Origin of the sequence: Arthrobacter sp. StoSoilA2 (genome assembly GCF_019977195.1) — a bacterium.
Taxonomy (GTDB): domain Bacteria; phylum Actinomycetota; class Actinomycetes; order Actinomycetales; family Micrococcaceae; genus Arthrobacter.
Genome location: NZ_AP024643.1, coordinates 866,144 through 892,638 on the forward strand (window position 1 = coordinate 866,144; position 26,495 = coordinate 892,638).

Sequence of the window (26,495 nt, forward strand, 5' to 3'; positions counted from 1 at the left end):
TAGTGTGTGAGCTGCATCACCGGCAAAGTGGTGCGCGCTTTTGATCTGCGGCGGGAGAGTCCTGCCGGTACATCCCGTCAGGCGCCGTAGGAGCAAACCCTCCCCAGGAATCTCTCAGGCCCATGTACCGCCGCGGCGAGGCAACTCTGGAAAGCAGTCCGGGCATCCGGGCTCACCGAAGGTGCAAGCAGGCCATCCCTGCGGAAACTCTCAGGTCCACCTACAGAGTGGGGAGGAACCCGAATCATCGTGGCACCCAGTGCCGCCTGAACAATGGAGTTCCTCTTGACGATTCAGCGCCCACCATCCTCGGTCCCGCATCCAGCAGGCTCACCACACCTCGAACCACACCTCGAACGGCAGCTCAGCAACCGGCACATCCAGCTGATCGCGATAGGCGGTGCAATTGGCACGGGCCTGTTCATGGGCTCGGGAAAGACCATTTCTGCCGCTGGTCCATCCGTCATTTTCGTGTACATGATCATCGGCTTCATGCTCTTCTTCGTCATGCGCGCCATGGGCGAGCTGCTCCTGAGCAACCTGAACTACAAATCCTTCAGCGACTTTGCAGCGGACCTGCTGGGTCCCTGGGCAGGGTTCTTCACCGGCTGGACCTACTGGTTCTGCTGGGTCATTACCGGCATCGCCGACGTCATCGCGATCGCCGGGTACTCCAAGGAGCTCTGGCCGTCCCTTCCACTCTGGGTGCCCGGATTGATCACCATCGGAATCCTGCTGCTTCTGAACCTGGCTACTGTGAAAGCATTCGGGGAGACCGAATTCTGGTTCGCCCTCATCAAGATCGTCGCCATCGCGGCACTGATCATCGTCGGTTTGTTCATGATTTTCAGCGGATTCCAGTCCGACGCCGGACCGGCCAGCTTCACCAACCTGTGGAGCCACGGTGGCTTCTTCCCCAACGAATTCATGGGCTTCGTCGCCGGTTTCCAGATCGCCGTCTTCGCTTTCGTCGGCATTGAACTGGTAGGCACCACGGCCGCCGAGGCCAAGGACCCGGAGAAGAACCTGCCCAAGGCCATCAACTCGATTCCGATCCGCGTGCTGCTCTTCTATGTGGGTGCCCTCATCATCCTGATGTCGGTCACCCCGTGGACCCAGTTCGCGGCCGGCCACAGCCCATTCATTGCGATGTTCACCCTGGCCGGCCTGGGCGCGGCGGCTACCATCGTCAACCTAGTGGTTCTCAGCTCTGCGATGTCCTCAGCCAACTCGGGTATCTACTCAACGTCCCGCATGGTTTACGGACTGGCCCAGGAAGGCGACGCGCCGGCTGTGTTTGGCGCGCTCTCAAGCCGCAAAGTACCCCGCAACGCCCTGTTCCTTTCCTGCGTCCTGCTGCTGTCCGGCGTCGTCCTCATGTATGCCGGCCAGGACATCGGCAAGGCGTTCGACATGGTGACCACCGTGTCTGCTGTCTGCTTCGTCTTCGTATGGTCCATCATCCTGGCCAGCTACCTTGCATTCCGCAAGCGGCGGCCACACCTGCATGATGCTTCGGCGTTCAAAATGCCAGGCGGCGTGGTGATGGTGTGGGTGGTTTTTGCGTTCTTTGCGTTCGTGCTTTGGACCCTGACCACGCAGCCGGACACTTTTGCTGCGCTCCTGGCCACGCCGCTGTGGTTCCTGATTCTGGGGGTGGCCTGGGTCATCCTGCGTCGCCGGCCAGCGCACCTGGTTCGCTTTAGGGAGTTCCAGGCGCAGCTTGAGAAGGACGCCAAGCACACGGAGGAACCCGAGCTCGCCAAGAAGTAGGCGAAAATCCAAAAAGGTAGCCCCTCACGAGTCATCCTCGTGAGGGGCTACCTTTTTGGCGGGTTATGCGAAGGGGCCGCCTAGCCCCTCAGACACTTCTGGTACTCCAACCAGGCCCACGCGTAGTGCAACCAGCCCACGGCGTCGTACCACTTGGACGGTTTGGTGGGCGGAGTGCATTGCGGGGGATTCGTGCCGCTCCCTGCAACCGTCACCAGGGCCTTTACCACGGCTCCGGACTCGACGGCGGTCAGCACCAATGTGCCACTGCCTGCAGCTGCCGCCGCGGGAACCTTGAGGTTCACTGTGGCAGTGCCTGCCGTTACCGGCACGGAGTCGAGCGTTATCGCCGCGCCCTTGCTGTCCACGAAGACGGCATTGAGAGTGTTGTTGGCCGGGCTGCCGATCGAGGTGAGGTTCAGCTTGGAGATAGCGAGTGCCATGGGCTCACCCGCTTTGACCTCTGCGGCGGTGGTGTTTACCACGGCAACTGACCGGCGCGCGAAGTCCGGAGACACGGGGTTGTGCTCACGGAGGTACTTGATCCAGGCATCGCGGTCCACCAACCCGGTGTCTTTCGTGTTGCTGCCTTCCTTGAAGATGCGGAAGTTGTCGCCGCCGGTAGCCAGGAAGCTGAACGTACCGATCCTGTACTGCTTGGCGGGGTCGATGACTGCGCCGCCTACCCAGATGCCGGTGATGCGGTCGCCTTCCGGGCGGGCGGCGTCGTAGGTGTAGTTGACGTTCCTGGAAAGTCCAAGCTGCTGGTACGGGCGGCTGGGAAGTGTTCCGTCAACGTTGGTCTGCCACTGCTGCTCAAGAAGGGTCTTGAACTGGGCGCCAGTGAGGGAGGTAGTCCACAGGTTGTTCACGAACGGCAGGACCGCGTTGGCCTCAGCGTAGGTGATGGTGCCGTCCGGGGCGTAGTAGAGCTCGTTACGCAGGCCGCCAGGGTTCACGACGCCGATCTCCGCCGCACCCAGTTCAGGCGCCTGGAGCGTGTCCACCAAGGAGTCCGCTACCAGGTTTCCGAGGGTGGATTCGTTCGCGCGGTCGTCCCGCTTGGGGGCGCCGCCAGCCGGATCCGGAGTGAAGGCGGTGGTGATATCAGCTGTCACTGCACCCACCGGCTGATTCCCGATCACGGCAGCATCGGCAAGAGCCTTGTCCACGATCGCCTTGACTGCGGCCACGCGAGGATAGGCGGCAACGAGGCTTTCCGAAGTGTCCGTGGTCCGATCCACCACGGCAGCCTTATAGCTCGTGACCGAATGCGTGGTGGTATCGATGGTGAGAGTAACGCTTCCCACGTTTTCGCCGTAGTTACCGGTCTGCACAATGGGACGGGTTTTGCCGGTGGGCTGGCCGTTGGCGTCCAGCAAGGGTGCGTCCCAGGCGTATTCCTTGTGGGTGTGCCCGGTGAAGATGGCGGCTACGTCTCGGGTGGTCTCGTTGACGAGCTTGGCGAACGGTCCACCGGCTGCGACTTCCTGCTCCAGGGTGGCACCCTCCGGTGTGCCCGATGCAGCGCCGTCGTGGTTTTCCACGATGATCAGATCGGCCAGGTCTTCTGCCTTGATCTTTGCGGCCACCCGGTTGATGGCTTCCACCGGATCACCGAACTCAAGATCCGTGATGCCGGCGGGAGTCACCAGTGACGGCACTTCCTGCGTGACTGTGCCGATGACAGCCACCCGGATGCCGTTCATCTCCAGGACCTTGTACTCCGGCAGGACCGGAGTCTTGGTGCCCGCCTGGTAAACGTTCGCGCCCAAGTAGGCAAACTTGGCGTTGGTACCATCGGCGATGACGCGGTCGCGCAGATCCTGCCACCCGCCGTCGAACTCGTGGTTGCCCACTGCCGAAGCCCGGAGTTCCAAGGCATTGAGGACGTCGATGGTCGGCTGGTCCTTGGCAACCGAGGACGCGAAGAGCGAAGCGCCGATGTTGTCTCCAGCAGAAATGAAGGCGGTTGCGCCGGGGGCGGCCTCGGCGCGGAGCTTCTCCACAGTGCCGGCGAAGAGGACAGTGTTGGAGTCGATCCGGCCGTGGAAGTCGTTGATGCCAAGGAACTGCAGGTCAACAGTGGCCGGCACAGCCGGTCCCAGGTTCATACCCACCACCACGGGGTCGTGATCGCTGGCGCGGAACTCGTCCCCGGCATAGTAGTTGGTCACATTGTTGTTATACCTGCTGTACTCCAGCGCCACGGACTCCACGGAGTTGATGTTCCAAATGTCGGTTCCCGTGACTATCCCGGCCGCTGCCGGGGAAGCAAGGATGTGGTCCAGCGAGCCCACCATGCCCCCGAAGAGGTAAGAGTGCTTGCCGGTACCAGCTTCAAGGTCCGCGTAGCCTGCGCCAGTGAGGACATTGATGGGGTCTTCCTTGGCATAGGCGTTGAAGTCGCCAATCAGGAAGACCTTGTCTGTGCCCTTGGTGGCTTGGAGGTCCCTGGAGAAGGCGAGGAGTGATTCAGCCTGCTTTGTGCGGGCAATGTTCGAGGCGCCCTGGCCCTTGTCCGTGTCATCCGGGGTTGCAGCGGAACCCTTGGACTTGAAGTGGTTCACGATAGCTATGAACTTCTTGTCCTCGTCCGCGCCGACTGGCTTGAAGACCTGCGCCAGCGGTTTGCGGGCGCTTGCAAAAGCCACGGTGTCGTTGTGGATGATTGACTCCCCGACCGGCTCGGCTACGGCCTTCTTGTAAATGAACGCGGTGCGGATCATATCCTCATCGCTGGGAGGGGGAGCGTTTGCGGGTGTCCGCACGTAGTCCCATACGCCCGGCGTCTTCACATTGAGGGCGTCCACCAGCTTGGACAAAGCGTCATCACGGTTCTTGCCGAACTGGGCGGAGTTCTCGATTTCCTCAAGGGATACGACGTCCGCACCTGCCTTGGTAATCGCAGCGACGATCTTGCCCTGCTGGCGCTGGAGGTTCTCAGCATTGGCAGCACCGCGGGCGTTGCAACCTTCCTTGACCGTGATCGGATTCTCGTCCCGGTCGGTGTAGAAAATGCAGCCGCTGAGCTGGTCGCCGGTAGTGGTGAAGTAGTTCAGCACATTGAAGGAGGCAAGCTTTAGGTTTCCGCCAACGTCAGCGGGGCCGTCGGGACGGGTTGTCGTGAAGCTTGCAGGCTGCACAGTCTCCGCATTCACGGGAGTCAGCGCCGTGAGGGGCTGGAACTTCCACGAATTATTGCCGTAGCCCAGGATCACGTCTGTCCGGAATTGCACCGGAGAGCCCACGCGGACGGGATCGGACGTGGTCAGGTATGGCAGTTGCTGGGCCTTCGTGGTGGCGTCCTTGAGGAAGTTGGTGGACGCGCCGTCGTCGAGCTTGATGGCACGGAGGGCGTTCTCGGCCACCACGTCGGCATATTCTGCTGAACCATAGGTAGCGACCGCCGTCGGCTGCACTAACGGCGATGTCCCGGCCGCGAGGCCGATTTCGCCATACTGGTTCAGCGAATAGTTATCCGTCACGGTGTACGGGCCTTGTGGGGCGACGAGCATGCCTTCAAGAGCTTCGCGCGCGGCCTCGTTGGCGGGCATCTGGAAGGCAGTGGGCTTTACCTCCGGCGCAGCTTCGCTCAGTTTCTGCAGGCCGGCAGCCTCAACCGTGAGCTGTGTCTGGTTGGCGAACTCGCTGACGACACCCGTGAGTTCCACGTAGTCGCCGGGCTGTACCGTACCCGCCGTCGTGGGGGAGTAGATGAACAAGGCGTCCGACGCCGTCCTGGCAGCCCCTGCGGCCTCCCCGCCGCTTCCGGGGGTTTGGACGTAGTAGCCGTTGAAACCTCCCGAAGCGTAAACGGCAGTTACTTCGCCACGGGTAGTTACCGTGCTGCCGACGAGCGGACTCGTGGCGCCGGTGCCTTGGATTTCGGCGATGGTCCTGGATCCTGGGTCCGGCTCGGGTTCCGCGGGCGGCGTCCCGCCGCCGGACGCCGTGGGCGTGATGGTGGCGCTCAAGCTGAAGTCGGCGGCATTGGAGTTGGTGTCAACACCGTTGCTCCGATTGAGGCTTTTGACGTCAGTGTTGCCCGAGGGGGCGGTTGCTGCCGACGTTTCGAAAGTGTTTGATGTGCCGTAGCCGAGGAGATCCGCTATGGCGGCATAGTCCGTCACTGAGCCAGCGGCCAGGGGAGAAACCGCGTTGGCTTGCTTCGCCAGGACCAGGGTGCCGGCGGTTCCAGCGGGATTCAAGGTTCCGGTTGCCTGCACATCCGGGCCGGGCAGGGCCGGCGCCGTGGAGGTGCTGCTGTTCGTGGCTCCTTGGATCAGGTAATAGCCCTTGGCGGGGATGCTGCCCGTGAGCGGAGTGATGCCCGTGGGCGCTCCCGTGCCGGTTGCCGAGCGGTACTGTAGCGACCACCCTGCCAGGCTGACCGGAGTGTCCGAGGAGTTGTAGAGCTCTACGAACTTGTTCTTGAAAGCAGAGCCGCTGCTGCCCCCGCTGAGGTAGGCCTCGTTGATGACCACAGCCGAGGTGCCCGGCGGCGCCGACGGATCGTCGGCCGCAATTGCGGGAACGGCTGTCAGCGGAGCCGAGAGCAAACCAATCGAAAGGGCTGCTCCAGCTGCTGTTTTCCAGTGTTTTTGGTGCATCCGCTCTAACTTTCATTAGGAGCCCTGTGGGGCTCTTTGGACTACGCCCGCTGTCTTGTGAAGTGGGCGATATGCCGGAAGTTACTCCGGGTAAACCTGGGTATCGGGCATAGCAGAACACGTCGGAATGAACAGGAAGTGGACCGGTGATGGATGGAGGGCGCGCGGATCCTGCCGGCCGCCTCGGGTCAGGAGGCAGCCGCAGGAACCGAACGTTCAGGGGTTTAGCTGGCCGACGCCATGTTCTGGATTACCTTGAAGACGGCGCCGGTAGGGTCCGACAACGTGGCCAACCGTCCAAAGGGGGTGTCTTCTGCCGCTTCCATGACGGTAGCGCCCAGAGCTGTGGCCTGTTCCACCGTGGCGTCAGTATTGTCCACTGCGAAGTACACGCTCCACATGGACGGAACCTGCTCCGGGAGGAAGCCGGCAGCGTCCATGATGCCGGCCTTGGCATCGTCACCAGCGCCCAACGTGGTGTAACGGAACTCCGGCGTATCGCTCATGACGGCAGTTTCCCAACCGAAGACGCTCTGGTAGAAGCTGACCGCTGACTCGTAGTCCTTCGCGAGTAGTTCGTGCCATGCCGGGGCGCCGGATTCGGCAGCGACCTCATAACCCTTCATTTCCCCGAACTGCCAGGCCCCGATTGCAGCTCCTGAAGAGTCGCCATACATGGCCATGATGCCCTGTTCAGGAACATCCATGGGCTCCAGGAGGACTTGGCCACCATGGGCGGCAGCTGCCTCCGTGGTGGCTTTGATGTCGTCCGTGCGCAGGTACGTCGACCACACGTCTGGCATGGCCCCCATGTCTGCCTGTTTCTGCATGATGCCCGCAACCAGGCGTCCATCCTTGGAAGCTGTGATGTAGCCGCCGTACTTCTCCTGGTCGCCCGTCTCGTAAGTCCAACCAAAGAGTGCGTTGTAGAAGGACTTGGCTTTGTCCGTATCGGATGTCATCAAATCAATCCAGCACGGTGCGCCAGAGGTGATGTCAGGCGTAGGCATATGTGAGGCTCCTGTGTTCGTTCCGCGGCCGAAGCTACGGCTGTTTGTCGGCGGTTGTGAGGACAAGCAGAACACTATGCGGGGGCTATGACAGTTTCAATGATTTTCTGGGTGTCAGTTCTCAGATCCCGAATGGGAGCCTGACTTCCGGGTTATAGGACAAAACGTGTGTATGGGAGGGGCTTGCATTCCAGTGATCGCGGGGGAAATCCGGGTTAGCTAAGCTTTTGAAGCTTAGGGTGGCTGGGGTGCTTGCATATCTCCGGAGTGTTTGATTTGTGGTCGCGGGCTGGTTCGGAACGGGAAAACAGCTGCCGGGAAGCAGCGGTACCGGTGCCTGGAGTGCGGGGCGAGCCGCTCGGGTGAACGTCCCGATGTGAGCCGCCGGGCTGAATTGGATGCGTTCCTGGGCTGGCTGCTGGGCACGTCAAATCAGTCCGCGGCAACCTCGTTCGGCACCGCCCGTTCCTTCCGGCGCCGAACAGGGTGGTGCTGGAACATCGCCCCGAAGATTCCGGCCACGGGCGAGGTCCATGACCAGGTCCAGGTCGACGGGATTTATGTGGGCTCGTGGTGCTGTTTGATCGCTGTGGCCGGGGATTACGTGCTGGGTTGGCAGTGGTGCGATACCGAGAAGAAGGCCGCGTGGGCTGCCCTGCTCGCACGGTTCCCCTTCCCCACCGTCGTGGTCACCGATGGTGGCTCCGGCATCGCAGCTGCCCTGTCCGAGTGCTGGAGTGAGACCGCGGTTCAGCGGTGCCTGGTCCACGTCCAACGCAACTTCCGCACCTACCTGACCGGCCGGCCCAGGACTGAGGCGGGCAAGGCGTTGCTGCGGCTCGGGCGCGCCCTGACGAGGATCACCACCGCGGCCGAAGCCGCCGCGTGGCTGGGCGGGCTCCATGACTGGCACCAGAGCTACGGGAACCTGGTCAAAGCCCGCACCTATCGCAACGGCAGCGCCATTGTGCCCGGGTGGGTCAGGGCGAATCAAACCTGGTGGTACACCCACGACAGGCTCCGTAAGGCCTACCGGCTGTTGGAACGGCTCAGCCAGGCCGGGACACTTTTCACCTACCTGCGCGCCGAGTTCGCCGGCCTCCAGATCGCCTCGACCACCAACCGCATTGAAGGCGGGACCAACGCCCAACTCCGGTTACTGCTGCGGGCCCACCGGGGCATGAGCGAAGAGCACCGCAAACGGGCGATCGAGTGGTACCTCTACCTCCACAGCGAACAGCCCCTGCCACCGGCGAAACTCATCAAAGCCCAGCACCACCACCCGGCCAAGACCGAAACCAGGACCCCAATCGAGCAGGCATCCGGGCCCGAGCTCTACAGCACCGGACTCAGCGCCGAGGAAGGCCTCTGGGACCGCAAAGGCTGGGCCGGACGCACATGACACACCCGGGATTTACACACGTTTTGTCCTATAACCCTGACTTCCGGCCCGGTTTTAAGCCAAAAATGCCCCGGGCTCGTGAACCCGGGGCATCTGCTGGCGGAAGGTAAGGGATTTGAACCCTTGGTACGGGGTTACCGCACACTGGTTTTCAAGACCAGCTCCTTAGGCCGCTCGGACAACCTTCCCTGCCTAGTAGTGTTTCATAGGGAGTTGGCTGTTCCAAAACATCACGTTCTCCAGTCCCTGCCCCGGGCCTGGATGTACAAGCAAGAAACCGGGAGTTCGTCATGAAAGCCGTCTATATTTCTGAACCAGGCGGACCCGAAGTCCTCGAAGTCCGCGACGTACCGGCTCCGGTGCCGGGCGAGGGCGAGGTACTGATCGACGTCGTGGCTGCCGGCCTCAACCGCGCCGACGTCCAGCAGCGCCGCGGCTTCTACCCACCGCCCCCAGGGGCTTCAGAGATTCCCGGGCTGGAGGTCTCCGGCCGCATTGCCGCCTTCGGGCCAGGTGTCACCAAAGCCTTCTCGGTGGGGGACAAAGTAGTGGCCCTGTTGTCCGGCGGGGGCTATGCCCAAAAGGTCGCCGTGCCCGCAGAGCAAGTACTGCGACTACCCGACGGCGTAGACCTGGTCACCGCTGCGGCACTGCCCGAGGTGGCGGCAACCGTCTACTCGAACCTCATCATGACGGCCCAGCTCCAACCGGGGGAGACCGTGCTCATCCACGGCGCTACCGGCGGCATTGGAACCATGGCCATTCAGCTCGCCAAAGCCTATGGGGCCAAGGTTGCCACCACCGCCGGCTCTGATGAAAAAGTTGGCACGGCAAAGGCCTTCCTCGGTGCCGATATCGCCATCAACTACAACGAAGAAGACTTCCCTGAAAGCCTCAAGGCACAAAACGGAGGCAAAGGCGCAGACGTGATCCTCGACGTCGTGGGCGCCAAGTACCTGCAACAGAACATCGAAGCGCTCGCCGACTATGGCCGGCTGATCGTCATTGGCCTGCAGGGCGGGACCAAAGCCGAAATCAACCTGGGACAGCTGCTCAGCAAGCGTGCTGCCGTCATCGGCACTGCCCTCCGGCCACGCCCGGTGGCCGAAAAGGGCATCATCATGTCCGCCGTGCGGGAGTCCGTGTGGCCCATGCTCGCCGACGGCCGCATCAAGCCCCTGGTGGCCAAATCATTTCCGCTGGACCATGTCCGCGAGGCACATGAATACTTTGATTCCGGAGAGCACGTAGGTAAGGTCCTCCTGCTCCTCTAACAACCATGGCAGCCCCGTTAATGCAGGACGTCCCCACCAATTCCCAGTAGCAAGGAGCCTCATGTCCATCCGGCACAGCCTGCTTGCCCTGCTTCAGGACCAGCCCCGGTATGGCTACGAGCTGCGTGTGGAATTCGAGGACCGTACGGGTGCTGCCTGGCCGCTGAACATCGGTCAGGTGTACACCACGCTGGACCGGCTTGAGCGCGATGGCCTTGTCAGCAAAGACGGCGACGACGGCGGTGGCCACGTCGTTTACAGCATCACTGACGCCGGGGTTGCCGAAGTTGCGGCCTGGTTTGAGGGAGCCGTGGACCGCGACAACCCGCCGCGGAATGAGATTGCCATTAAGCTAGCCTTGGCCGTGACGCTGCCCGGGGTGGATGCCTCGGCCGTGATCCAGTCCCAGCGGGAGGTTTCGGTTCGCGCGCTGCACGAACATACGCAAACACGGAAGGCTGTCTCGGCCAACCAGCGGTCCTCTGATACTGCATGGCTTTTGGTGCTCGATTCCCTGATCTTTCAAGCCGAGGCGGAAGTGCGGTGGCTGGATCTTTGCGAGGCCCGCATGGTCCAGTCGCAGGGCAACAGAGGGCTGAGTTAGTACGCCCGCCGCAGAGGTACTACCGCTTACCGCAAGACCATCGGGGTTCCTGTGTCACGCCCCACTTCTGTATGTCCTCTTTGTTAGCGTGCCCTGACTGTTCAGCGCACCCGCGGCCACAACCGCAGCAGTTCTCAAGGAGGAGACACGGGCATGACCCCTGACCATACAGAACCTGGCCAAACAGAACTTGATCGCACAGAGCTTGACCGCACAGAACTCGACCGAACAGGAGAAGTGAAGGGCGTCGATCCTGCGCTGCCTGCAACGGCCGTGGATGAATCCGTTCTGGATGCCGAGGACCGCAGGTGGACTCCGGCAAGGATCGGAATCTGGGTGGCGATTTCCCTGCTGGGGGCCGTGGCCTGGTTCATGCTGGCATTGGTCCGCGGCGAGACCGTCAACGCCATCTGGTTTGTTTTCGCAGCCGTGTGTACCTACCTGATCGGCTACCGCTTCTACTCCAAGGTCATTGAGCGATACCTCCTTAAGCCCAACGATCGGCGCGCCACGCCGGCCGAATACAAGGCCGACGGCAAGGATTATGTCCGCACTGACCGTAACGTCCTGTTTGGACACCACTTCGCGGCCATCGCCGGCGCTGGACCATTGGTGGGCCCGATCATTGCGGCCCAGATGGGCTATCTGCCCGGCACTATCTGGATCATCATCGGCGTCGTTCTTGCCGGCGCGGTGCAGGACTACCTGGTCATGTTCTTTTCGATGCGCCGCGGTGGCCGTTCCCTGGGTCAGATGGCCCGAGAGGAACTCGGTGTCATTGGTGGTACGGCGGCGCTCGTGGCAACGCTGCTCATCATGATCATCATCGTGGCCATTCTTGCCCTGGTGGTGGTCAACGCCCTGGGTGAGAGCCCGTGGGGCGTGTTCTCGGTGGGCATGACGATTCCCATCGCGCTGTTCATGGGCGTCTACCTGCGTTATCTTCGTCCGGGCAAGGTCATGGAAGTCTCCATCATCGGCTTCGTTCTGCTGATGGCAGCGATCATTGGTGGCGGTGCCGTGGCCGGCACCGAGTGGGGCTCTGCCTTCTTCCACCTGGACAAGGTCACTATCGCCTGGGGCCTCATCGTCTATGGTTTCATCGCGGCCATCCTGCCCGTGTGGCTGCTCCTTGCACCGCGTGACTACTTGTCGACGTTCATGAAGATCGGCGTGATCGTGATGCTCGCCGTCGCCATCATCGTGGTCCGCCCGGAAATCAGCGTCCCGGCCTTTAGCGAGTTCGCGGGACGTGAGAACGGCCCGGTCTTCTCGGGGGCGCTCTTCCCGTTCCTCTTCGTCACCATCGCCTGTGGTGCGTTGTCCGGTTTCCATGCGCTCATCTCCTCGGGAACCACGCCCAAATTGATCGAGAAGGAACGCCAGACCCGCTTCATCGGCTACGGCGGCATGTTGATGGAATCGTTCGTGGCCATCATGGCGCTGGTGGCTGCCATCTCGATCGATCGCGGCATCTACTTCGCCATGAACGCTCCACTGGCACTTACGGGTGGCACCGTGGAGTCGGCTGCGCAGTGGGTGAACAGTCTTGGACTGGCCAACGTCAACATCACTCCTGACCTTTTGGCCCAGACTGCCAAGGACGTGGGAGAAGAGAGCATCATCTCGCGTTCGGGTGGAGCGCCCACCTTGGCGGTCGGCCTGGCCCACATCATGCAGCAGTTCATTGGCGGGCCGGCAATGATGGCCTTCTGGTACCACTTCGCCATCATGTTCGAAGCCCTCTTCATCCTTACGGCAGTGGACGCCGGCACCCGGGTTGCCCGCTTTATGCTGCAGGACTCCATCGGTAACTTCGTGCCTAAGTTCAAGGATCCCGCATGGCGCCCTGGCGCTTGGCTGTGCACCGCCGTCATGGTGGGAGCCTGGGGTGCGGTACTTTTGCTGGGCGTTACGGATCCGCTGGGCGGCATCAATACGTTCTTCCCGTTGTTTGGCATCGCGAACCAGCTTCTGGCTGCGATTGCCCTGGCAGTGTGCATGGCCATTGCGGCCAAGCGAGGGGCTTTCCGTTACCTGTGGATCGTGGCTGTGCCCCTGGCTTTTGCCGCCGTCGTGACCGTCACGGCCAGCTTCCACAAGATCTTCTCGCCGGTTCCCGCAGTGGGCTACTTCGCCAACAACCAGGCGTTCGCGAAGGCCCTGGCAGATGGCAAGACGTCGTTCGGCACCGCCAAAACGGTGGAAGCCATGGAGGCGGTAGTGCGTAACACCATGATCCAGGGCGTGCTGTCCGTGATCTTCGTGACGCTGAGCATCATCGTGATCATCACCGCAGTGGTGGCAACGGCCAAAGCGTTCCGTGCCGGGGGCGGTAAGGACCACGAGGATCCGGCAGTGGCCTCCAAGGTCTTCGCCCCGGCCGGGCTGTTCCCGACCTCCGCAGAGAAGGAGTTGCTCGCCGATTGGAACGCCTTGCCGGCCGGGCAACGGACACAAAAGGCGGGGCATCACTAATGCACGCCGTCGTCAGGGGATTCCAGGGCTTTGCCGCCTACATGAGTTCGCTCATGGGTGCCGACGCTTACCGCAAATACCTGGACCACTTCATGTCCACGGGCCACTCCGGTCCCGCCATGACAGAACGTGAGTTCTGGCGGGACCGGATGGACCGGCAGGACAGCAATCCACAGGGCCGCTGCTGTTGACGTGTAGTTTCGCTACGAACGAAGTCCAAAATCCGGTCCTGGACCCAGGTTCCCGTGAACCGCATGAGAGTATGAACGGATGAGCGATCTGAACAACATTCAGCCCACGGATGAGGCTTCGGACGACACCCCTGTGGAAGGAACCACCTTGGACGAGGGCACCACCACGCCCACAGAAGAGCATTCGGGCAATGCGGTACCCGTCAAGGATTCCAAGCCCCGGGGCGCGAACCTCCAGGAACTTGTTGACGAGCCGGCCAAGGTAATGAGGATCGGTACCATGATCCGCCAACTCCTTGAAGAGGTGAAGAGCGCACCGCTGGACGACGCTGCCCGCGGCCGGCTCGCAGAGATTCACGAGCGCTCCATCAAGGAACTCGAGGACGGATTAGCGCCGGAGCTCATCGAAGAGTTGGAACGCATCAGTCTTCCCTTCCCCGATGAGAAGGCGCCATCGGATGCAGAGCTTCGCATCGCCCAAGCCCAGCTTGTGGGCTGGTTGGAGGGCCTCTTCCACGGCATTCAGGCTGCGGTCGCGGCTCAGCAGGCCGCAAAGGCACAGATGCAACTCCGTCAGCTTCCGCCAGGGACTGTCATTGCGCCCGGCATTGTCATCGGCGAAAACGGTCAACCGCAGCGCGCCGCTGCACCGGGTGCGCCTGGTGCGGCGCCCCAGGGCCGACCCGAAGATCCGGACCACGGCCCGGGCCAGTACCTCTGAGCTTGACCGTGGGTTTCTTTGGGGCCGTCCGGCAAGGGCGGAAGGACGATCTTGAGCTGGGTAAGGGGCTCTGGCGCCGCGCCCACGATCGCTTTCACCGCGGATTGGACCGGTACCATCAGGTCCTTGAGGGTGTCGACGACGACCAGCTTTACAACGAGCTCGTGGAGATCGCGAATGAGCTGGCCGAGTTGTCTCCTCGTGTGAGAACCATCTGCGTGGAAGCCCAAAAGAGGGCCCCGAGCGATGGCTTGGACGTTCCTGGTTCTCTAGCCGGTGTTCACCGCGCTCTTTCCAAGGCTGGGAATTCCTTGGCCACCACGGCCGAGGCAGCGGCCATGCTTCGGCTGGCCGTTGGCCCCGTCCCTGTGGGTGCATTGTCTGTCAGGCGCCGGGCGGAGTCAGTCTTCGAGCAGGTTGCCGACGCTGAACGCCAACTGCGGGCTCCAGAGGTTCAATAAAGCAAGCGTGTGCAAATACTGGCGCACGCCTATATTTACAGATTGCAAGCAGTTAAGCGGATAGCTGATCTCTGTAATATTTGGTGCCTCAGGCAACCCATTGCTGGCAGGATGACAAACATGACTTCGTCACCAACACTTACTTTCAACGACGGCAACACCATTCCCCAGCTCGGCTACGGGGTGTGGCAAGTTGAAGACGACGTAGCCGAAAAAGTTGTGCGCCAGGCGTTCGAAGCGGGCTTCCGCCACATCGACACCGCAAAGATTTACGGGAACGAGTCTGGAGTGGGCCGCGCCATTGCTTCCTCTGGCCTTTCCGCCGAAGAAATCTTCATCACCACCAAGCTCTGGAACGCCGATCAAGGCTACGAGTCCACGCTTGCCGCGTTCGAAGAATCCATGGACCGCCTGGGCATTGAGACATTGGATCTCTACCTCATCCACTGGCAGCAGCCCAAGCAGGACAAGTTCGTGGACACCTGGAAGGCCCTGATCGAACTCAAGAAGCGCGGCCGGGTCAAGTCCATCGGTGTTTCCAACTTCACCGTTGAGGGACTGCAGCGCATCATCGATGAAACCGGAGTTGTCCCGGCCATCAACCAGGTGGAACTGCACCCGTTCTTCAACCAGGCCGAACTGCGCGCCTTCAACGCCTCCAAGGGCATCCTGACGCAGGCTTGGTCACCGCTGGGACAAGGTGGGGAACTGTTGGAGAATGCCACGGTGGCCGAAATCGCAGCCAAGCATGGCGCCACCCCGGCCCAGGTAGTCATCGCCTGGCACTTGGCCATCGGCAACGTCGTGATCCCCAAGTCCGTTACGGAATCCCGTATCCAGGAGAACTTCGCCGCCTTGGGCGTGAAGCTGGACGACGCCGACGTCGAGGCCATCAATGGCTTGGACCGCGGTGCCGAAGGCCGCATCGGCCCCGACCCGGCAGTCTCCGACTTCGCCTAAACCCGAAGCCTAAGCACGTGCCCCGCCCCGACCTGGGGTGGGGCACTCGCCGTTAACGCCCGACGCCGGTACTCGCCACCGGGGCGAAGCGCCCCGAAGTCCGTGGTGAACCTTGAGTCCGTGGTGAAATTGAGCGACGCAAGGGACGGAGTTCGCATGGTGGTGTTTGACGCATTGGAACGGCAGATTGTCGCTGCCCTCCAACTGGATCCGCGCTGTCCTTGGCGCAAGATGGCGGCTGTGCTCGGTGAAGCTGAGCGGACGGTGGCCCGCCGGGGATCGCAGCTCTTGGAATCCGGGGCCGTCGCCGTGGTGGGGGTGCGCCCCAGGCCGACTGCAGTCCTCGTGGAAATGCGCTGCACCCCGGGAACAGTACGGGCGGCAGCCCAAGCACTCGCGCAGCGCACCGACACCACGTTCGTTTACACCACCACCGGCACCGGCGATTGCGTTGCCGAAATCCTCACCGAACCAAACCGCATGGGCGATGTCCTCTCCGATGAGTTGCCCTCAACCATCGGCCTGCGCGACTCCACCAGCTACCCTGTATTGCGCTACTTCCGGACGATCCGGGGCTGGCGGCCCGAGATCCTGACCACGGACAGGGCGGAAGCGCTTCGCTCGGGTTTGACGTCCGACTCAGGCATCCTGGAGCCCCTGCAGGAACTGAACCGCCAGGACACTGAACTGGTGGACGCGTTGTGTGCGGATGGGCGAATGAGTTTCGAGGCACTCGGGCGGCGGGTCGGCGTCTCCGAGGCTACTGCCAGGCGCCGCAGCGAGTGGCTTCTGGCCAACAACCAGGTCCAACTCCGGGCGGTGGTTGAACCCGCGTCCTTTGGGTTGGCAGTAGAGGCGTTGCTTTGGATCCGGGCTTCGCCGCAACACGTTGAGCAGCTCGGCAAAGGCCTGGCGGAGCTTCCCGTGGTTCGCTACGCAGCCGCGATCGCAGGCGACTACCAACTCGTTGCGGACGTGACCGTGGGGGACATGTCCTCCCTCTACCGCTTCATCACGGGCTCGGATTGGGCGCAGTATGCTTCAGGCGTCGACGTCTCCATCCTGCTTGATGCCCGTAAGCGCGGCGGACGGCTCATGCGGCCGTCGTCGTAAGGGTTGCAGTGCCCGTTGAAGCATTCGACCCGGCCTCAAGGACAGGAGCGACGGCGGCGTACCCCGTCTGCTGCTCGAAGGCGCGGCCCCACCGGAGCAGCTGCATATCCGTGTAGTGGTTGCTGGCGAGCTGGAGGCCAATGGGCAGGCCGGCGGAGCTGAACCCGGCGGGCACGCTGAGGACGGGCAAGCCTGTGGCGGATAACAGGCAGGCGGAGCGCATCCAGTCCAGGTAGGTTTCGGAGGCCGCGCCGGCTACCTCCAAGGGATACCGGAGCGTCGCATCAAAAGGCAGGACCTGGGCGCAGGGACTGGCGAAGAGATCGTAGCGCCCGAAGAACTCCTGCACGCTCTTTTCAAGGCGGGTCCGGGCCGCGGCGGTCTCGATGAGATCCCGGGCAGTCAAGGCCAAGCCCTTGTTCACATTCCAATGGACTTCCGGCTTGATGACATCCCCGGCTCGTTCCAGGATCGGGCCAAGCCCGGCGGCAAAGTCCATGGCCCGCGTGTTGCCGAATACCAGGTCGGCCTCGCTGAAATCCGGTGTGGCCTCTTCCACGATCGCTCCGAGCTTCTCGAAAACTGCCAGCTGCCGCTCAAGATGATCAAGAATTTCCGGCTCCACGGGTACGCCAATCCCGAAGTCCCGTGACCAGCCAATGCGCACTCCGCGCATGTCGGTCTCCAGCCCGGACCGGAATACCTGCGGATCAAGGCCTGCCGGATGGGGAACGCGGGGGTCCTTGCCGGCGGTCACGGACATGAACAGTGCAATGTCTTCCACGCTTCGGGCCATCGGCCCGGTCCGTCCCAGCCACGCGTACGCGTTGACGTCGGAGGGCATGGGGATTACCGCCGTCGACGGCCTGAAGCCAACCACATTGCAGAAGGAAGCCGGGATGCGAAGCGAACCGCCCATGTCGCTGCCGTCGCCGATGCTCTGGACGCGGGACGCGACGACGGCAGCTACTCCGCCGCTGCTGCCGCCCGCGCTCAGGGTGGGCGCGTAGGGGTTGGTGGTGGTGCCGAAGAGCTCGTTGAAGGTGTGGGAGCCCGCTCCGAACTCGGGGACATTGGATTTTCCGGTGCTGACCACCCCGGCCGCCTTCAAGCGCGCCACGATCAGGTCGTCGGCGTCGGGAATGAAGTCGCGCAAGGCGAGGGACCCCTGGGTGGTGCGCATCCCGGCGGTGTTGTTGGTGTCCTTATGCGTCATGGGGAGGCCGTGGAGGGGCGGGAGTTCGGCACCGGAGGCGGTGAGCTGGTCGGCCTGGTGTGCCAGGTTCTCCGCTCCCTCCGGGTCGAGTGTGACCACGGCGTTGATGACGGGGTTCACCTGGGCGATCCGCTCCAGATGGGCTGCCAGGGCTTCGCGTGCCGAGACCTTCTTGTCCCGGATGGCGGCGGCGAGTTCGACGGCGGACAGCTCGCCAATGGTGTCAGTCATGGTGCTCCTTTGCTGGGTGTTCTCTGCCTGAAAGTGTGCCCCGTCACATCAGGGTGCGGAAGTCGGAGCTTTCAAGGAGGCCTCGTTTGACTGTTTCGGCCAATCAAATGGCTGATTCCGTCAGCTATTGTGTCTGATCCGGCTCATAGCGGAAGGTGTTGCTAACCCACTGGCCGATCTGGTCGTTGGGCAAGGATTTGCCCTTAGCGCAGTACCTACCGGACAAGGACGTCGACCGGGGACTGGCGCCGGGCACCAACCGGAGGTTCCCCATGTATCAACCCCTGGCACTTCAATCCCTCGCACTCCAACCGTTCGCCGCGAACGGCTCAACCGACATCCTGTCCACCGCGAACAACCCCGTCCTGTGGATCTGCGTTGCCGGCGTCTTCGGCGTCATCATCATCCAGTCCCTCATTTTCATGAAGGCAGCCCGCCGCGCAGCTCCCTCCGTGAACATGAGCGCACAGGACATCAAGACGTCGTTCCGCTCCGGAGCCGTTTCGGCCATCGGACCCTCACTCGCCGTTTCACTCGTGGCCATTGCCCTGTTGGGGCTCTTTGGCGCGCCGGCTGTCCTGTCCAGGATTGGCCTGATCGGATCGGCCGCCTACGACGTATCCGCAGCCGGCATCGCCGCCGGTTCAATGGGAGCAAAACTCGGCGACGCCAGTTACACGCAGAGCGTCTTCGCGGTCGCGTTCTTCGCCATGAGCATCGGCGGCGCCATGTGGATGCTTGCCACCCTGATCCTGACCCCGCTGCTCCGCAAGGGCGACGCCAAGATCCGTTCCGTGAATCCGGCGGCCATGGCGATCGTCCCGGCAGCCGCCCTGATCGGCGCGTTCTCCTGCCTGGGACTCACCGAGCTGCCGAAATCCGGAATCCACGTCCTGTCCTTCGTTGTCTCGGCGGCGGTCATGGGTATTTGCCTGCTGTTGGCCAAGAAGCTCGGCAAGAGCTGGCTGCGCGAATGGGGACTGGGATTCTCAATCGTCATCGGCTTGGGCGCTGCCTACCTCGCCGTCGGTCCGGCCGTCGGTGCCTGAGCGCACGGCGCCAGCACCTGACCCCGACTCCCGCCCTGCAGCCAGACCACTGAGCACGAAAGGAACACCCCTCATGTCTTCCATTACTTCCGCTCCCGCTACCACGAATACCGCCATGGCGGACTTCAACCGCACCACGTCCCGCTGGGGACAGATCACCATGATCGGCGGATTGCTGATCTCCATCGCCGGGCCGCTGTATCTGGTCTTTGCCAGCGGCCTCGACATCGGCCCTGCCCAACTCTGGATCGCTTTCGCAGCCGTCGCCGCAACGTTCGGCATCATCTGGATCGTTGAGCCGCTCACGTACTTCCCGATCCTCGGGCCAGCCGCCATGTACCAGGCCTTCATGATCGGCAACATCTCCAACAAGCTCCTGCCGGCGGCCTTGATCGCCCAAACCAACATCGGCGCCAAGCCGGGCAGTAAGCGTGCGGAGCTTGCCGCCGTCGTCGCTATCTGCGGTGCTGCCGCAGTCCACCTGATCTCCCTCGCGATCTTCGTCGGGCTGCTGGGCAGCTGGCTGATCAGCGTCATTCCGCCGTCTGTACTTCTCGTGACCCGCCTGTATGTTCTGCCCACGGTTCTTGGTGCAGTCCTGGTGCAGGCCATCGTGTCCATGAAGCAGCCCCGCACCACGGTCTTCGCGCTGCTGGTCTCGGCGGTCGTCGTCTTCGTGGTGCTCCCCTTGCTGCCGTCGCTGGCCATGGTGTCCACCGCCATCGCCGTGCTGGGAACCATTCTGCTGGCGTGGTTCTTCCGCGGAAAGCAGGTCATGGAGGCCAAACCGATCCACATCGAGTAGCGGCCACGCCCGAAACAACTCCCGACTGACAAACAAGGAAGACAGGACCATGAGCCAAACAGCTACCGCACTTCAGCTCGACAGCGAACAGACAACCAAGCTCCACTCGTTGTACCGGCGCCTTCACGCGCATCCGGAACTGTCCATGCAGGAGTTCGCCACCGCCACACTGATCGAGGAGCAGTTGGACGCACTGGGCATTGAGCATTTCCGCTGCGGTGGCACAGGGGTGGCGGGAATCCTCAGGAACGGCGACGGTCCCGTGGTTGCCTTCCGTGCGGACTCCGATGGCCTGCCCATCGAGGAAGCCACCGGGCTGGATTACGCCAGCAAGGACACCGGAACGCTGCCGGACGGCACCTCGGTTCCGGTAATGCACGGCTGTGGCCACGACACGCACGTGGCCAGCCTGCTCGGTGCCGCCGAGGTGCTGGCAGGGAACCGGGATGCCTGGTCCGGGACCCTGGTCTTGATTTTCCAACCGGGGGAGGAGACCGCGGCAGGCGCACTTGCGATGCTCGACGACGGGCTGTGGGACAAGGCTCCCCGGCCGGAAGTGGTCTTCGGGCAGCATGTCATGCCGCGCCCTGTGCGAACGGTCGCCATTTCAAGCGGTCCCGTGGCGGCCATGGCCGATTCGCTCCGCGTCACGGTTCACGGCCAGCAGTCGCACGGCTCCCAGCCGCAGGATGCCATCGATCCAATCGTTATGGCCGCGCACATGGTCACCCGGCTCCAGGGGATTGTGTCCCGCGAGCTGGACCCGCGGAAGTCCGCCGTCGTAACGGTCGGTACCTTTCATGCCGGGCTCAAGGAGAACATCATCCCGGCGTCGGCGGAGTTCACTTTGAACATCCGCACGTTCGACGAGGACGTCCGCGGACTTGTCTTGTCCGCTGTCCGTCGCATCATCGAGGCCGAGGCTGCCGCATCCGGCGCGCCGAAGCCTGAGATCGAGGAGATGTACCGCTTCCCGCAATGCTTCAACGATCCCGACGCCGTTCCTGCCGTGATCGAGGCACTGCGCGCTCAGCTGGGGACTGAGTCGGTGGAAATCACCCCGCCGATGATGGGCAGCGAAGACTTCGGGCACCTGGGAACGGCGATCGGAGTGCCGTCCGTGTTCTGGATGTTCGGCGGAACTCCTGCAGCCGGGCACGAGGGCCCCGGTCCCATCCCCGTGAACCACTCGCCGTTCTTCGCCCCCGAGCTGGAAGGCTCCTTGGCCGGAGGCGTCTCGGCCGCCGTCGCCGTGCTGATGTCCCGGCTGGGCAACTGAGAATTTCAAGGACATTCCCATGACTTCAGCTCTGACAGATTCTTTGACCCAACCACAAAGCGCCACAGACGCACCGCCGTCGGTAAGCCCAAACCTGCAAGCAGCCCAGGGCCCGCTCGCCGGCAGGCTCGTGGTGGACCTCAGCCGGGCACTTGCCGGTCCGCACGCCGCCATGATGATGGGCGATCTTGGGGCGCGGGTCATCAAGATTGAAAACCCGGGTACGGGAGACGATACGCGCGGGTGGGGTCCACCGTTCGTGGGTCCGGAGGACGATCCGCAAGCCACGTACTTCCTGTCATGCAACCGCAACAAGGAATCCCTCACGCTGGACCTCAAGAGCGAGGACGGCCGGACCGTCCTCCGTCAACTGTTGGAGCGCGCCGACGTCGTGGTGGAAAACTTCCGGCCAGGGGTTCTGGAACGGCTCGGCTTCAGCACCGACGCCATGCACCGCATCAACCCGCGCTTGGTGATCCTCTCCATCACGGGTTTCGGCCATGACGGTCCTGAATCGCACCGCAGCGGTTATGACCAGATCCTGCAGGGCGAAGCCGGGCTCATGTCCCTCACCGGTTCCGGGCCCAATGATCCACAGCGGGTGGGTGTGCCGATCGCCGATCTCCTGTCCGGGATGTACGGTGCGTATGGCGTGGTGGCTGCTTTGTTGGAACGGGAGCATACGGGCCGCGGGCAAGTGGTGCGGACGTCGCTGCTTGCGTCCCTTTTGGGTGTCCACGCCTTCCAGGGCACCAAGGTCACCGTTGCCGGTGAAGCCCCGGAAGCGCAGGGAAACCATCACCCGTCCATTGCGCCGTACGGGCTCTTCCGCTGCCGGGGTGGCAGTGTCCAGATCAGCGTTGGGAGCGAGAAGCTGTGGGCGGCGTTTGCTGCCGCCTTTGGAATCGACCCCTACGCTCCTGGCCTGGCCACGAACGCGGACCGGGTCCGAAACCGCTCCCGTGTCATCGACGTTGTGGAGGCTGCCTTCGCCGATTACGACGCCGAGCCACTCCTCGCCAAGCTCAGCGACGCAGGCATTCCGGCCGGGAAAGTCCGGACACTCAAGGAAGTCTACGAGTGGCCGCAGCTTACCTCGCAAGGACTGCTGGTGGACGTCGAACACCCCGTTCTGGGGCCCGTCACTTTGCCGGGGCCTCCATTGCGCTTCTTCGACAACGCCGACGGCGCTGAGTCCACGCGCCGTGCCCACACTGCGCCGCCGCTGCTCAACCAGCACGGCGACGGAATCCGCGAATGGCTCGCCGCCGGGGAGGTGGGCTGAATGGCGACAACTGCCACCCGCCGTCGGCTTGGGGTCCGGGAGCTGCTGGAGGAAACGCTCGACGCCGGGACTTTCGTTTCGTGGGATCGTCCGGTTCGTGGCGCGCAGGGTTCCTCGGGTTCGGCTGATGCTGTGTCCGCTGACTACGCTGCCGACCTGGAAGCGGCGCACGAGAAGTCCGGCAGTGATGAGTCCGTCCTCACGGGCGAAGGCCGGATACGCAACCACCGCGTGGTGGTTGTCGCATCTGACTTTGCCTTCCTGGCCGGCTCGATCGGGCGAGACGCGGCGCAAAGGCTCGTAGCCGCCGTCGAACGTGCAACGGATCTGGGCCTCCCGCTCGTGGCCATGCCGGCGTCGGGCGGGACCCGCATGCAAGAGGGAACCAGTGCGTTCCTGGCCATGGTGGAGATTGTGGCGGCGGTCCAGGCGCATCGTTCGGCCGGGCTGCCCTATTTGGTGTATCTGCGGCATCCCACCACCGGGGGCGTCATGGCGTCGTGGGGTTCGTTGGGGCACGTCACCGCGGCTGAGCCGGGTGCGCTCCTGGGCTTTCTCGGCCCGCGCGTGTACGAAGCCCTGCATGGCGAGCAGTTCCCTTCAGGAGTGCAGACCGCCGAGAACCTGTTCGATCACGGCCTGGTGGACGCCGTGGTTCCCGCTGAAGGACTGCGCGATTACTTTGGGCGTGTTCTGGACCTGTTGCGTCCTAACGCTGCCGTGACCCCGATGGCTGCCTCCCTGCTCAGCGCGGACGCCCCAGCCACGTCCCGGGATGCTGGGGCTGCAGTGACCTCGGACGTAGGCGCGTGGGAGTCCGTGCTGCGCTCAAGGGATCCGCTCAGGCCGTCTCCGGGTGAGCTTCTCCGGGAGACCGCGGACGGTGTGGTGCTGCTGCGCGGTGCGGGCGATGGCGCCAAGGACCACGGAATGCTCGTGGCACTCGCCAGCTTTGGCGGGACCTCCTGTGTGGTGGTGGGGCATCACCGCACCAGCTCCGATGCAGCTGCTGTTGACAGACCCGTAGCGATGGGTCCCGCCTCCTTGAGGGACGCGCGGCGTGGCATGCGGCTCGCCCAGGAACTGAACCTGCCGCTCGTCACGATCATCGACACTGCAGGTGCCGCACTGTCGAAGGAAGCCGAAGAGGGTGGGCTGGCCACCGAAATTGCCCGGTCCCTCTATGACCTGTTGGGCCTCGGATCGCCAACGTTATCGGTCATGGTGGGCCAAGGTACCGGAGGAGGGGCACTGGCACTGCTGCCCGCCGACCGGACCATCGCTGCCCGGAACGCCTGGCTCGCACCGCTGCCGCCGGAGGGTGCCAGCGCCATCGTCCACAGAACCACGTCGCGTGCTCCGGAACTCGCGCAGGCCCAAGGCATCACGGCCGCCGCGCTCGCAGCCAGCGGAGTGGTAGACGTGGTGGTGGAGGAGAATCCCGACGCCGCGGAAGAACCCGTTGATTTCTGCCGCCGCATCGGTGACGTGATCGCCGTCGAGCTCCAAGGCCTTGCCCGGCGGGGTGCCCCCGGGCTCCAGCAGCGACGGGCAAAATATCGCGCGCTGGTGTCGTAGCGGCCGGAGCCCTGCCCGTTCCTTGGCCAGCGGGCAGGGCTTCAGCCTATCCTTGCGGGGCAGTCAGCAAGCCGGCCGGTTGAGCACGTCGCTGGACACGCGTTGTTTGAGCAGGGAACCTCCGGGACCCTTGAGTAGCTTCCGGTCCTTCACCATGATTGTTCCGCGGAGCACGGTCATGCTCGGCCACGCCGCAACTTTGTAGCCCTCCCAGGGTGTGTAGTCTGCCTCGTGAAGATCCGAGGCCGTAATTTGGCGTTCCGCACTGGTATCAAGGACTGCGAGGTCAGCGTCGCTGCCAATCGAGATAACGCCCTTCTGTGGATAGAGGCCAAGGATCTTCGCCGCATTCGCAGACGTTATATCGACGAAACGCGTCAGGTCCAGGCCACGCTTTGCGACGCCCTCGGTGTAGGCCACGGCCATCCGCATTTCCACCCCGGCATGGCCTCCGGTGGCGTCGAATATGGTCTTGCCACGCGTTTTGACGTCCAGATCGGTGCACACTCCATCAGTGGCCAGGGTGCTGAGCGAGCCATTGAGCAGCGATTCCCACATCGAGTCACGGTCATCCTCGGACTTCAGAGACGGGTACGTGTGATAAATCGCGCCGTTCTTCTGCCGGTAGTCGTCCGCTGTGAAATAGGCGTAGTGGGGAAGGATCTCTCCGTATACAGCCTGGCCACGTCCGCGGGCCTCGCGAATGGCGTCCACGCCTTCGCGCGCACTGACGTGCATCAGGTAGATGGGTGCACCTACGTGCTGGGCAAGCGTAATCGCCCGCTGAAATGAAAGTTTCTCGGACAGGTTGTTGTGTGCGTGATGCATGTACTCGATGCCGGTCTTGCCCTCCCGCTGCAACTTCTTGTAGGAGTACATGACGATGTCGTCGTCTTCGGCGTGCACAGCGAGCATCGCGCCGGCGGCAGCCGTTTGCTCCATCAGCCCCCACATGTTGCCCAAGTCAGTTTTCTGTTTCGGCCGCGTCGGCGTCGTATTCGTCATCCACACCTTGTAACTGCCGTGGCCGCCTGCCACGGCGTCAGGAATCTGCTCCAAAACCTCGAAGGGAATTTCGGGTTCCTTGAACGTGCCGTGCAGCGCGTAATCGGTGTAGGTAGAGCCGGCCCACTCGGCGGACTTCCGCGCGAACGATTCGGACAGTTCGTCACCGGGCTTCCAATGTGCGAAATCAACAAGCGTGGTGGTCCCGCCGTAAATGGCTCCCTCGCTGACGCGGTCCGGTCCGAAGCACATGATGCCGCTCTCGGCAGCGGTTGGAAGGACGGAATTCGTGTGGACGTGTGGGTCCACGCCGCCGGGCACCACGAGCTGACCCTTAAGGTCTACCGTCTCCCGGGCTTCGTCGGGTGCGCCCGCGCCCGGTGCCCGAAGCGAGACGATCTTGCCATCGGAAATACCAATATCCAGCTTGCTGGCTCCGGAGGGCGTGACGACCAACCCATTGGTCAGGAGGAGATCAAACATGGGGGACCTGCGCATTCGTAGTGTCGGGAGTTTCCAAGGAGAAGGGTTCAGTACTGAAATAGCGCGAGGCCAGCGTGACCTTGGCCGAGACACGGGCGTTGACCAGTTGTGAAACGGACACGTCCGCGGCCGCGCTCAGCAGCATCGCGGTCTTTTCGCGCGACCATTGCCTGTCGCTTTGGAGCAGTTCCAGCATGTCGTCCAAGGCGAGCCTTGCCGCCTCATCCAGGGTGTCGCCGTCGCCGATTGTTATGACCGAACCGCCGCTGAGGACCACTGGCCGCTGGATGCCGTCTGCAACTCGAATTGTGGACCCAGGAACAACCGTGCAGGAGAGCCGCACGCTGCCTTCGACCTCGACCGCGGTCAGCGAGCACTCGCCATCCCCCTGCGCCGCGTGCAGGTCGCCGGCGTACAGCATCGCCTCGGCTACTTGGACAGGGATCACGACGGCGGAACCTGCAGTTACGTCCTTGCAATCCATATTGCCGCCATGGATTCCTACGGTGCTGGAGTTCGGGCCGGCACCCACAGGTGCCACTCCGATCTTCCCCACCATGGGACGCACAGGAATGGTTGTGTCCTCATCGAACACAACATGGCCATTGGCGATCTCCACTACATGGCCTGCCCGTCCCAGGCCGTCGGTGAACCCGCCGCGTCCTGGCAGCGTCACCATCGCACCGCGATCGTGGATCCTGATTTCGTGGATGTCTATTCGCAAAATATCGCCGGGGTTCACTCGGCGAACGGCAACCGGACCAGTGACAGGGATGGACAGTTTCTCGTACTCCCCGGTCTCCTCGAAGAGGCCACCAGTGAGCAGGCTGCGCGCATCCAGCCAGAAATGCTCGCCCTGATCGACGGTAAGTTCTGGTTTGGCTGCGGACTCGAAGGATAGTGAGGCGTTGCCAAATCCGACGCGCGGCACTTCCTGCAGCGTCTGCGTTTCGTTCATGCGTGC

The 26,495-nt window shown here is 62.9% G+C and carries 20 protein-coding genes, 1 tRNA gene and 1 riboswitch; of the genes, 15 read left to right on the top strand and 6 right to left on the bottom strand.

Annotated features, from left to right (window positions below):
- Positions 1 to 41: 41 nt before the first annotated feature.
- Positions 42 to 140, top strand: a riboswitch (glycine riboswitch).
- Between the two features lie 145 nt (positions 141 to 285).
- Positions 286 to 1,773 (top strand): D-serine/D-alanine/glycine transporter, encoded by a 1,488-nt coding sequence (cycA, locus tag LDN82_RS04145; protein WP_224166474.1) that lies wholly within the window; start codon positions 286 to 288, stop codon positions 1,771 to 1,773.
- 80 nt (positions 1,774 to 1,853) lie between these two features.
- Here the strand turns inward: cycA and LDN82_RS04150 are convergent, their stop codons facing one another.
- Together LDN82_RS04150 and LDN82_RS04155 are read right to left on the bottom strand one after the other, a co-directional pair.
- Positions 1,854 to 6,386, bottom strand: a complete 4,533-nt coding sequence (locus LDN82_RS04150) for an ExeM/NucH family extracellular endonuclease (protein WP_224166475.1) — start codon at positions 6,384 to 6,386, stop codon at positions 1,854 to 1,856.
- Positions 6,387 to 6,610: 224 nt separating this feature from the next.
- On the bottom strand, positions 6,611 to 7,396 hold the full coding sequence (locus LDN82_RS04155) for a VOC family protein (protein ID WP_224166476.1): 786 nt from the start codon (positions 7,394 to 7,396) through the stop codon (positions 6,611 to 6,613).
- 271 nt (positions 7,397 to 7,667) lie between these two features.
- Between LDN82_RS04155 and LDN82_RS04160 the strand changes: the two genes are divergently transcribed.
- The gene (locus LDN82_RS04160) at positions 7,668 to 8,798 is read left to right on the top strand and encodes an IS1249 family transposase (protein WP_224166477.1); all 1,131 of its coding nucleotides are present in this window, start codon (positions 7,668 to 7,670) and stop codon (positions 8,796 to 8,798) included.
- Positions 8,799 to 8,895: 97 nt separating this feature from the next.
- On the opposite strand, the gene LDN82_RS04165 is transcribed toward LDN82_RS04160, so the two are convergent.
- Positions 8,896 to 8,986, bottom strand: a tRNA-Ser gene (locus LDN82_RS04165).
- Positions 8,987 to 9,088: 102 nt separating this feature from the next.
- Between LDN82_RS04165 and LDN82_RS04170 the strand changes: the two genes are divergently transcribed.
- The 8 genes from LDN82_RS04170 to LDN82_RS04205 all read left to right on the top strand — a co-directional run bounded on the left by LDN82_RS04170 (position 9,089) and on the right by LDN82_RS04205 (position 16,600).
- Entirely contained in the window at positions 9,089 to 10,072 is a 984-nt protein-coding gene (locus LDN82_RS04170; RefSeq protein ID WP_224166478.1) for an NAD(P)H-quinone oxidoreductase, read from the top strand.
- 61 nt (positions 10,073 to 10,133) lie between these two features.
- Positions 10,134 to 10,676, top strand: coding sequence for a PadR family transcriptional regulator (locus LDN82_RS04175; RefSeq protein ID WP_224094415.1), 543 nt, complete (start codon positions 10,134 to 10,136; stop codon positions 10,674 to 10,676).
- A 153-nt stretch (positions 10,677 to 10,829) separates the two neighbouring features.
- A complete protein-coding gene (locus LDN82_RS04180; RefSeq protein WP_224166479.1) occupies positions 10,830 to 13,154 on the top strand; it encodes a carbon starvation CstA family protein in 2,325 nt (774 codons plus the stop codon).
- A complete protein-coding gene (locus tag LDN82_RS04185) occupies positions 13,154 to 13,345 on the top strand; it encodes a YbdD/YjiX family protein (RefSeq protein WP_224094419.1) in 192 nt (63 codons plus the stop codon). Before LDN82_RS04180 ends, LDN82_RS04185 begins: the two co-directional genes overlap by 1 nt.
- Before the next feature lie 79 nt (positions 13,346 to 13,424).
- On the top strand, positions 13,425 to 14,066 hold the full coding sequence (locus tag LDN82_RS04190; protein WP_224094421.1) for a bacterial proteasome activator family protein: 642 nt from the start codon (positions 13,425 to 13,427) through the stop codon (positions 14,064 to 14,066).
- Positions 14,067 to 14,074: 8 nt separating this feature from the next.
- A complete protein-coding gene (locus tag LDN82_RS04195) occupies positions 14,075 to 14,527 on the top strand; it encodes a hypothetical protein (protein ID WP_224094423.1) in 453 nt (150 codons plus the stop codon).
- Positions 14,528 to 14,647: 120 nt separating this feature from the next.
- Positions 14,648 to 15,487, top strand: a complete 840-nt coding sequence (locus LDN82_RS04200; protein WP_224094425.1) for an aldo/keto reductase — start codon at positions 14,648 to 14,650, stop codon at positions 15,485 to 15,487.
- Positions 15,488 to 15,643: 156 nt separating this feature from the next.
- A complete protein-coding gene (locus LDN82_RS04205) occupies positions 15,644 to 16,600 on the top strand; it encodes an AsnC family transcriptional regulator (protein ID WP_224094427.1) in 957 nt (318 codons plus the stop codon).
- On the opposite strand, the gene LDN82_RS04210 is transcribed toward LDN82_RS04205, so the two are convergent.
- Complete coding sequence (locus LDN82_RS04210) at positions 16,581 to 18,047, bottom strand: amidase (protein WP_224094429.1); 1,467 nt, start codon at positions 18,045 to 18,047, stop codon at positions 16,581 to 16,583. The genes LDN82_RS04205 and LDN82_RS04210 overlap by 20 nt on opposite strands.
- 272 nt (positions 18,048 to 18,319) lie before the next feature.
- Between LDN82_RS04210 and LDN82_RS04215 the strand changes: the two genes are divergently transcribed.
- From LDN82_RS04215 to LDN82_RS04235, 5 genes are all read left to right on the top strand, one after another.
- Complete coding sequence (locus tag LDN82_RS04215) at positions 18,320 to 19,096, top strand: DUF5058 family protein (protein WP_224094431.1); 777 nt, start codon at positions 18,320 to 18,322, stop codon at positions 19,094 to 19,096.
- 73 nt (positions 19,097 to 19,169) lie between these two features.
- The gene (locus LDN82_RS04220; RefSeq protein ID WP_224166480.1) at positions 19,170 to 19,901 is read left to right on the top strand and encodes a hypothetical protein; all 732 of its coding nucleotides are present in this window, start codon (positions 19,170 to 19,172) and stop codon (positions 19,899 to 19,901) included.
- A 49-nt stretch (positions 19,902 to 19,950) separates the two neighbouring features.
- Positions 19,951 to 21,180, top strand: a complete 1,230-nt coding sequence (locus tag LDN82_RS04225) for an amidohydrolase (protein WP_224094433.1) — start codon at positions 19,951 to 19,953, stop codon at positions 21,178 to 21,180.
- Positions 21,181 to 21,199: 19 nt separating this feature from the next.
- Positions 21,200 to 22,465: a CoA transferase gene (locus LDN82_RS04230; protein ID WP_224094435.1), complete on the top strand. Its 1,266-nt coding sequence runs from the start codon at positions 21,200 to 21,202 to the stop codon at positions 22,463 to 22,465.
- On the top strand, positions 22,466 to 24,043 hold the full coding sequence (locus LDN82_RS04235; protein WP_224166481.1) for a carboxyl transferase domain-containing protein: 1,578 nt from the start codon (positions 22,466 to 22,468) through the stop codon (positions 24,041 to 24,043).
- Between the two features lie 63 nt (positions 24,044 to 24,106).
- On the opposite strand, the gene LDN82_RS04240 is transcribed toward LDN82_RS04235, so the two are convergent.
- Positions 24,107 to 25,531: an amidohydrolase family protein gene (locus tag LDN82_RS04240; protein WP_224166482.1), complete on the bottom strand. Its 1,425-nt coding sequence runs from the start codon at positions 25,529 to 25,531 to the stop codon at positions 24,107 to 24,109.
- Positions 25,524 to 26,489, bottom strand: coding sequence for an acetamidase/formamidase family protein (locus LDN82_RS04245; protein WP_224166483.1), 966 nt, complete (start codon positions 26,487 to 26,489; stop codon positions 25,524 to 25,526). Before LDN82_RS04245 ends, LDN82_RS04240 begins: the two co-directional genes overlap by 8 nt.
- Positions 26,490 to 26,495: the final 6 nt, after the last annotated feature.

What these genes read in the sequence shown, in the direction of transcription:
- LDN82_RS04190 (WP_224094421.1), top strand. Translation starts at nt 13,425, where the DNA reads ATGAGCGATCTGAACAACATTCAGCCCACGGATGAGGCTTCGGACGAC.
- LDN82_RS04200 (WP_224094425.1), top strand. Translation starts at nt 14,648, where the DNA reads ATGACTTCGTCACCAACACTTACTTTCAACGACGGCAACACCATTCCC.
- LDN82_RS04225 (WP_224094433.1), top strand. Translation starts at nt 19,951, where the DNA reads ATGAGCCAAACAGCTACCGCACTTCAGCTCGACAGCGAACAGACAACC.
- LDN82_RS04170 (WP_224166478.1), top strand. Translation starts at nt 9,089, where the DNA reads ATGAAAGCCGTCTATATTTCTGAACCAGGCGGACCCGAAGTCCTCGAA.
- LDN82_RS04235 (WP_224166481.1), top strand. Translation starts at nt 22,466, where the DNA reads ATGGCGACAACTGCCACCCGCCGTCGGCTTGGGGTCCGGGAGCTGCTG.
- LDN82_RS04220 (WP_224166480.1), top strand. Translation starts at nt 19,170, where the DNA reads ATGTCTTCCATTACTTCCGCTCCCGCTACCACGAATACCGCCATGGCG.
- LDN82_RS04205 (WP_224094427.1), top strand. Translation starts at nt 15,644, where the DNA reads ATGGTGGTGTTTGACGCATTGGAACGGCAGATTGTCGCTGCCCTCCAA.
- LDN82_RS04245 (WP_224166483.1), bottom strand. Translation starts at nt 26,489, where the DNA reads ATGAACGAAACGCAGACGCTGCAGGAAGTGCCGCGCGTCGGATTTGGC.
- LDN82_RS04155 (WP_224166476.1), bottom strand. Translation starts at nt 7,396, where the DNA reads ATGCCTACGCCTGACATCACCTCTGGCGCACCGTGCTGGATTGATTTG.
- LDN82_RS04215 (WP_224094431.1), top strand. Translation starts at nt 18,320, where the DNA reads ATGTATCAACCCCTGGCACTTCAATCCCTCGCACTCCAACCGTTCGCC.
- LDN82_RS04150 (WP_224166475.1), bottom strand. Translation starts at nt 6,386, where the DNA reads ATGCACCAAAAACACTGGAAAACAGCAGCTGGAGCAGCCCTTTCGATT.
- LDN82_RS04240 (WP_224166482.1), bottom strand. Translation starts at nt 25,531, where the DNA reads ATGTTTGATCTCCTCCTGACCAATGGGTTGGTCGTCACGCCCTCCGGA.
- LDN82_RS04185 (WP_224094419.1), top strand. Translation starts at nt 13,154, where the DNA reads ATGCACGCCGTCGTCAGGGGATTCCAGGGCTTTGCCGCCTACATGAGT.
- LDN82_RS04180 (WP_224166479.1), top strand. Translation starts at nt 10,830, where the DNA reads ATGACCCCTGACCATACAGAACCTGGCCAAACAGAACTTGATCGCACA.
- LDN82_RS04210 (WP_224094429.1), bottom strand. Translation starts at nt 18,047, where the DNA reads ATGACTGACACCATTGGCGAGCTGTCCGCCGTCGAACTCGCCGCCGCC.
- LDN82_RS04175 (WP_224094415.1), top strand. Translation starts at nt 10,134, where the DNA reads ATGTCCATCCGGCACAGCCTGCTTGCCCTGCTTCAGGACCAGCCCCGG.
- LDN82_RS04230 (WP_224094435.1), top strand. Translation starts at nt 21,200, where the DNA reads ATGACTTCAGCTCTGACAGATTCTTTGACCCAACCACAAAGCGCCACA.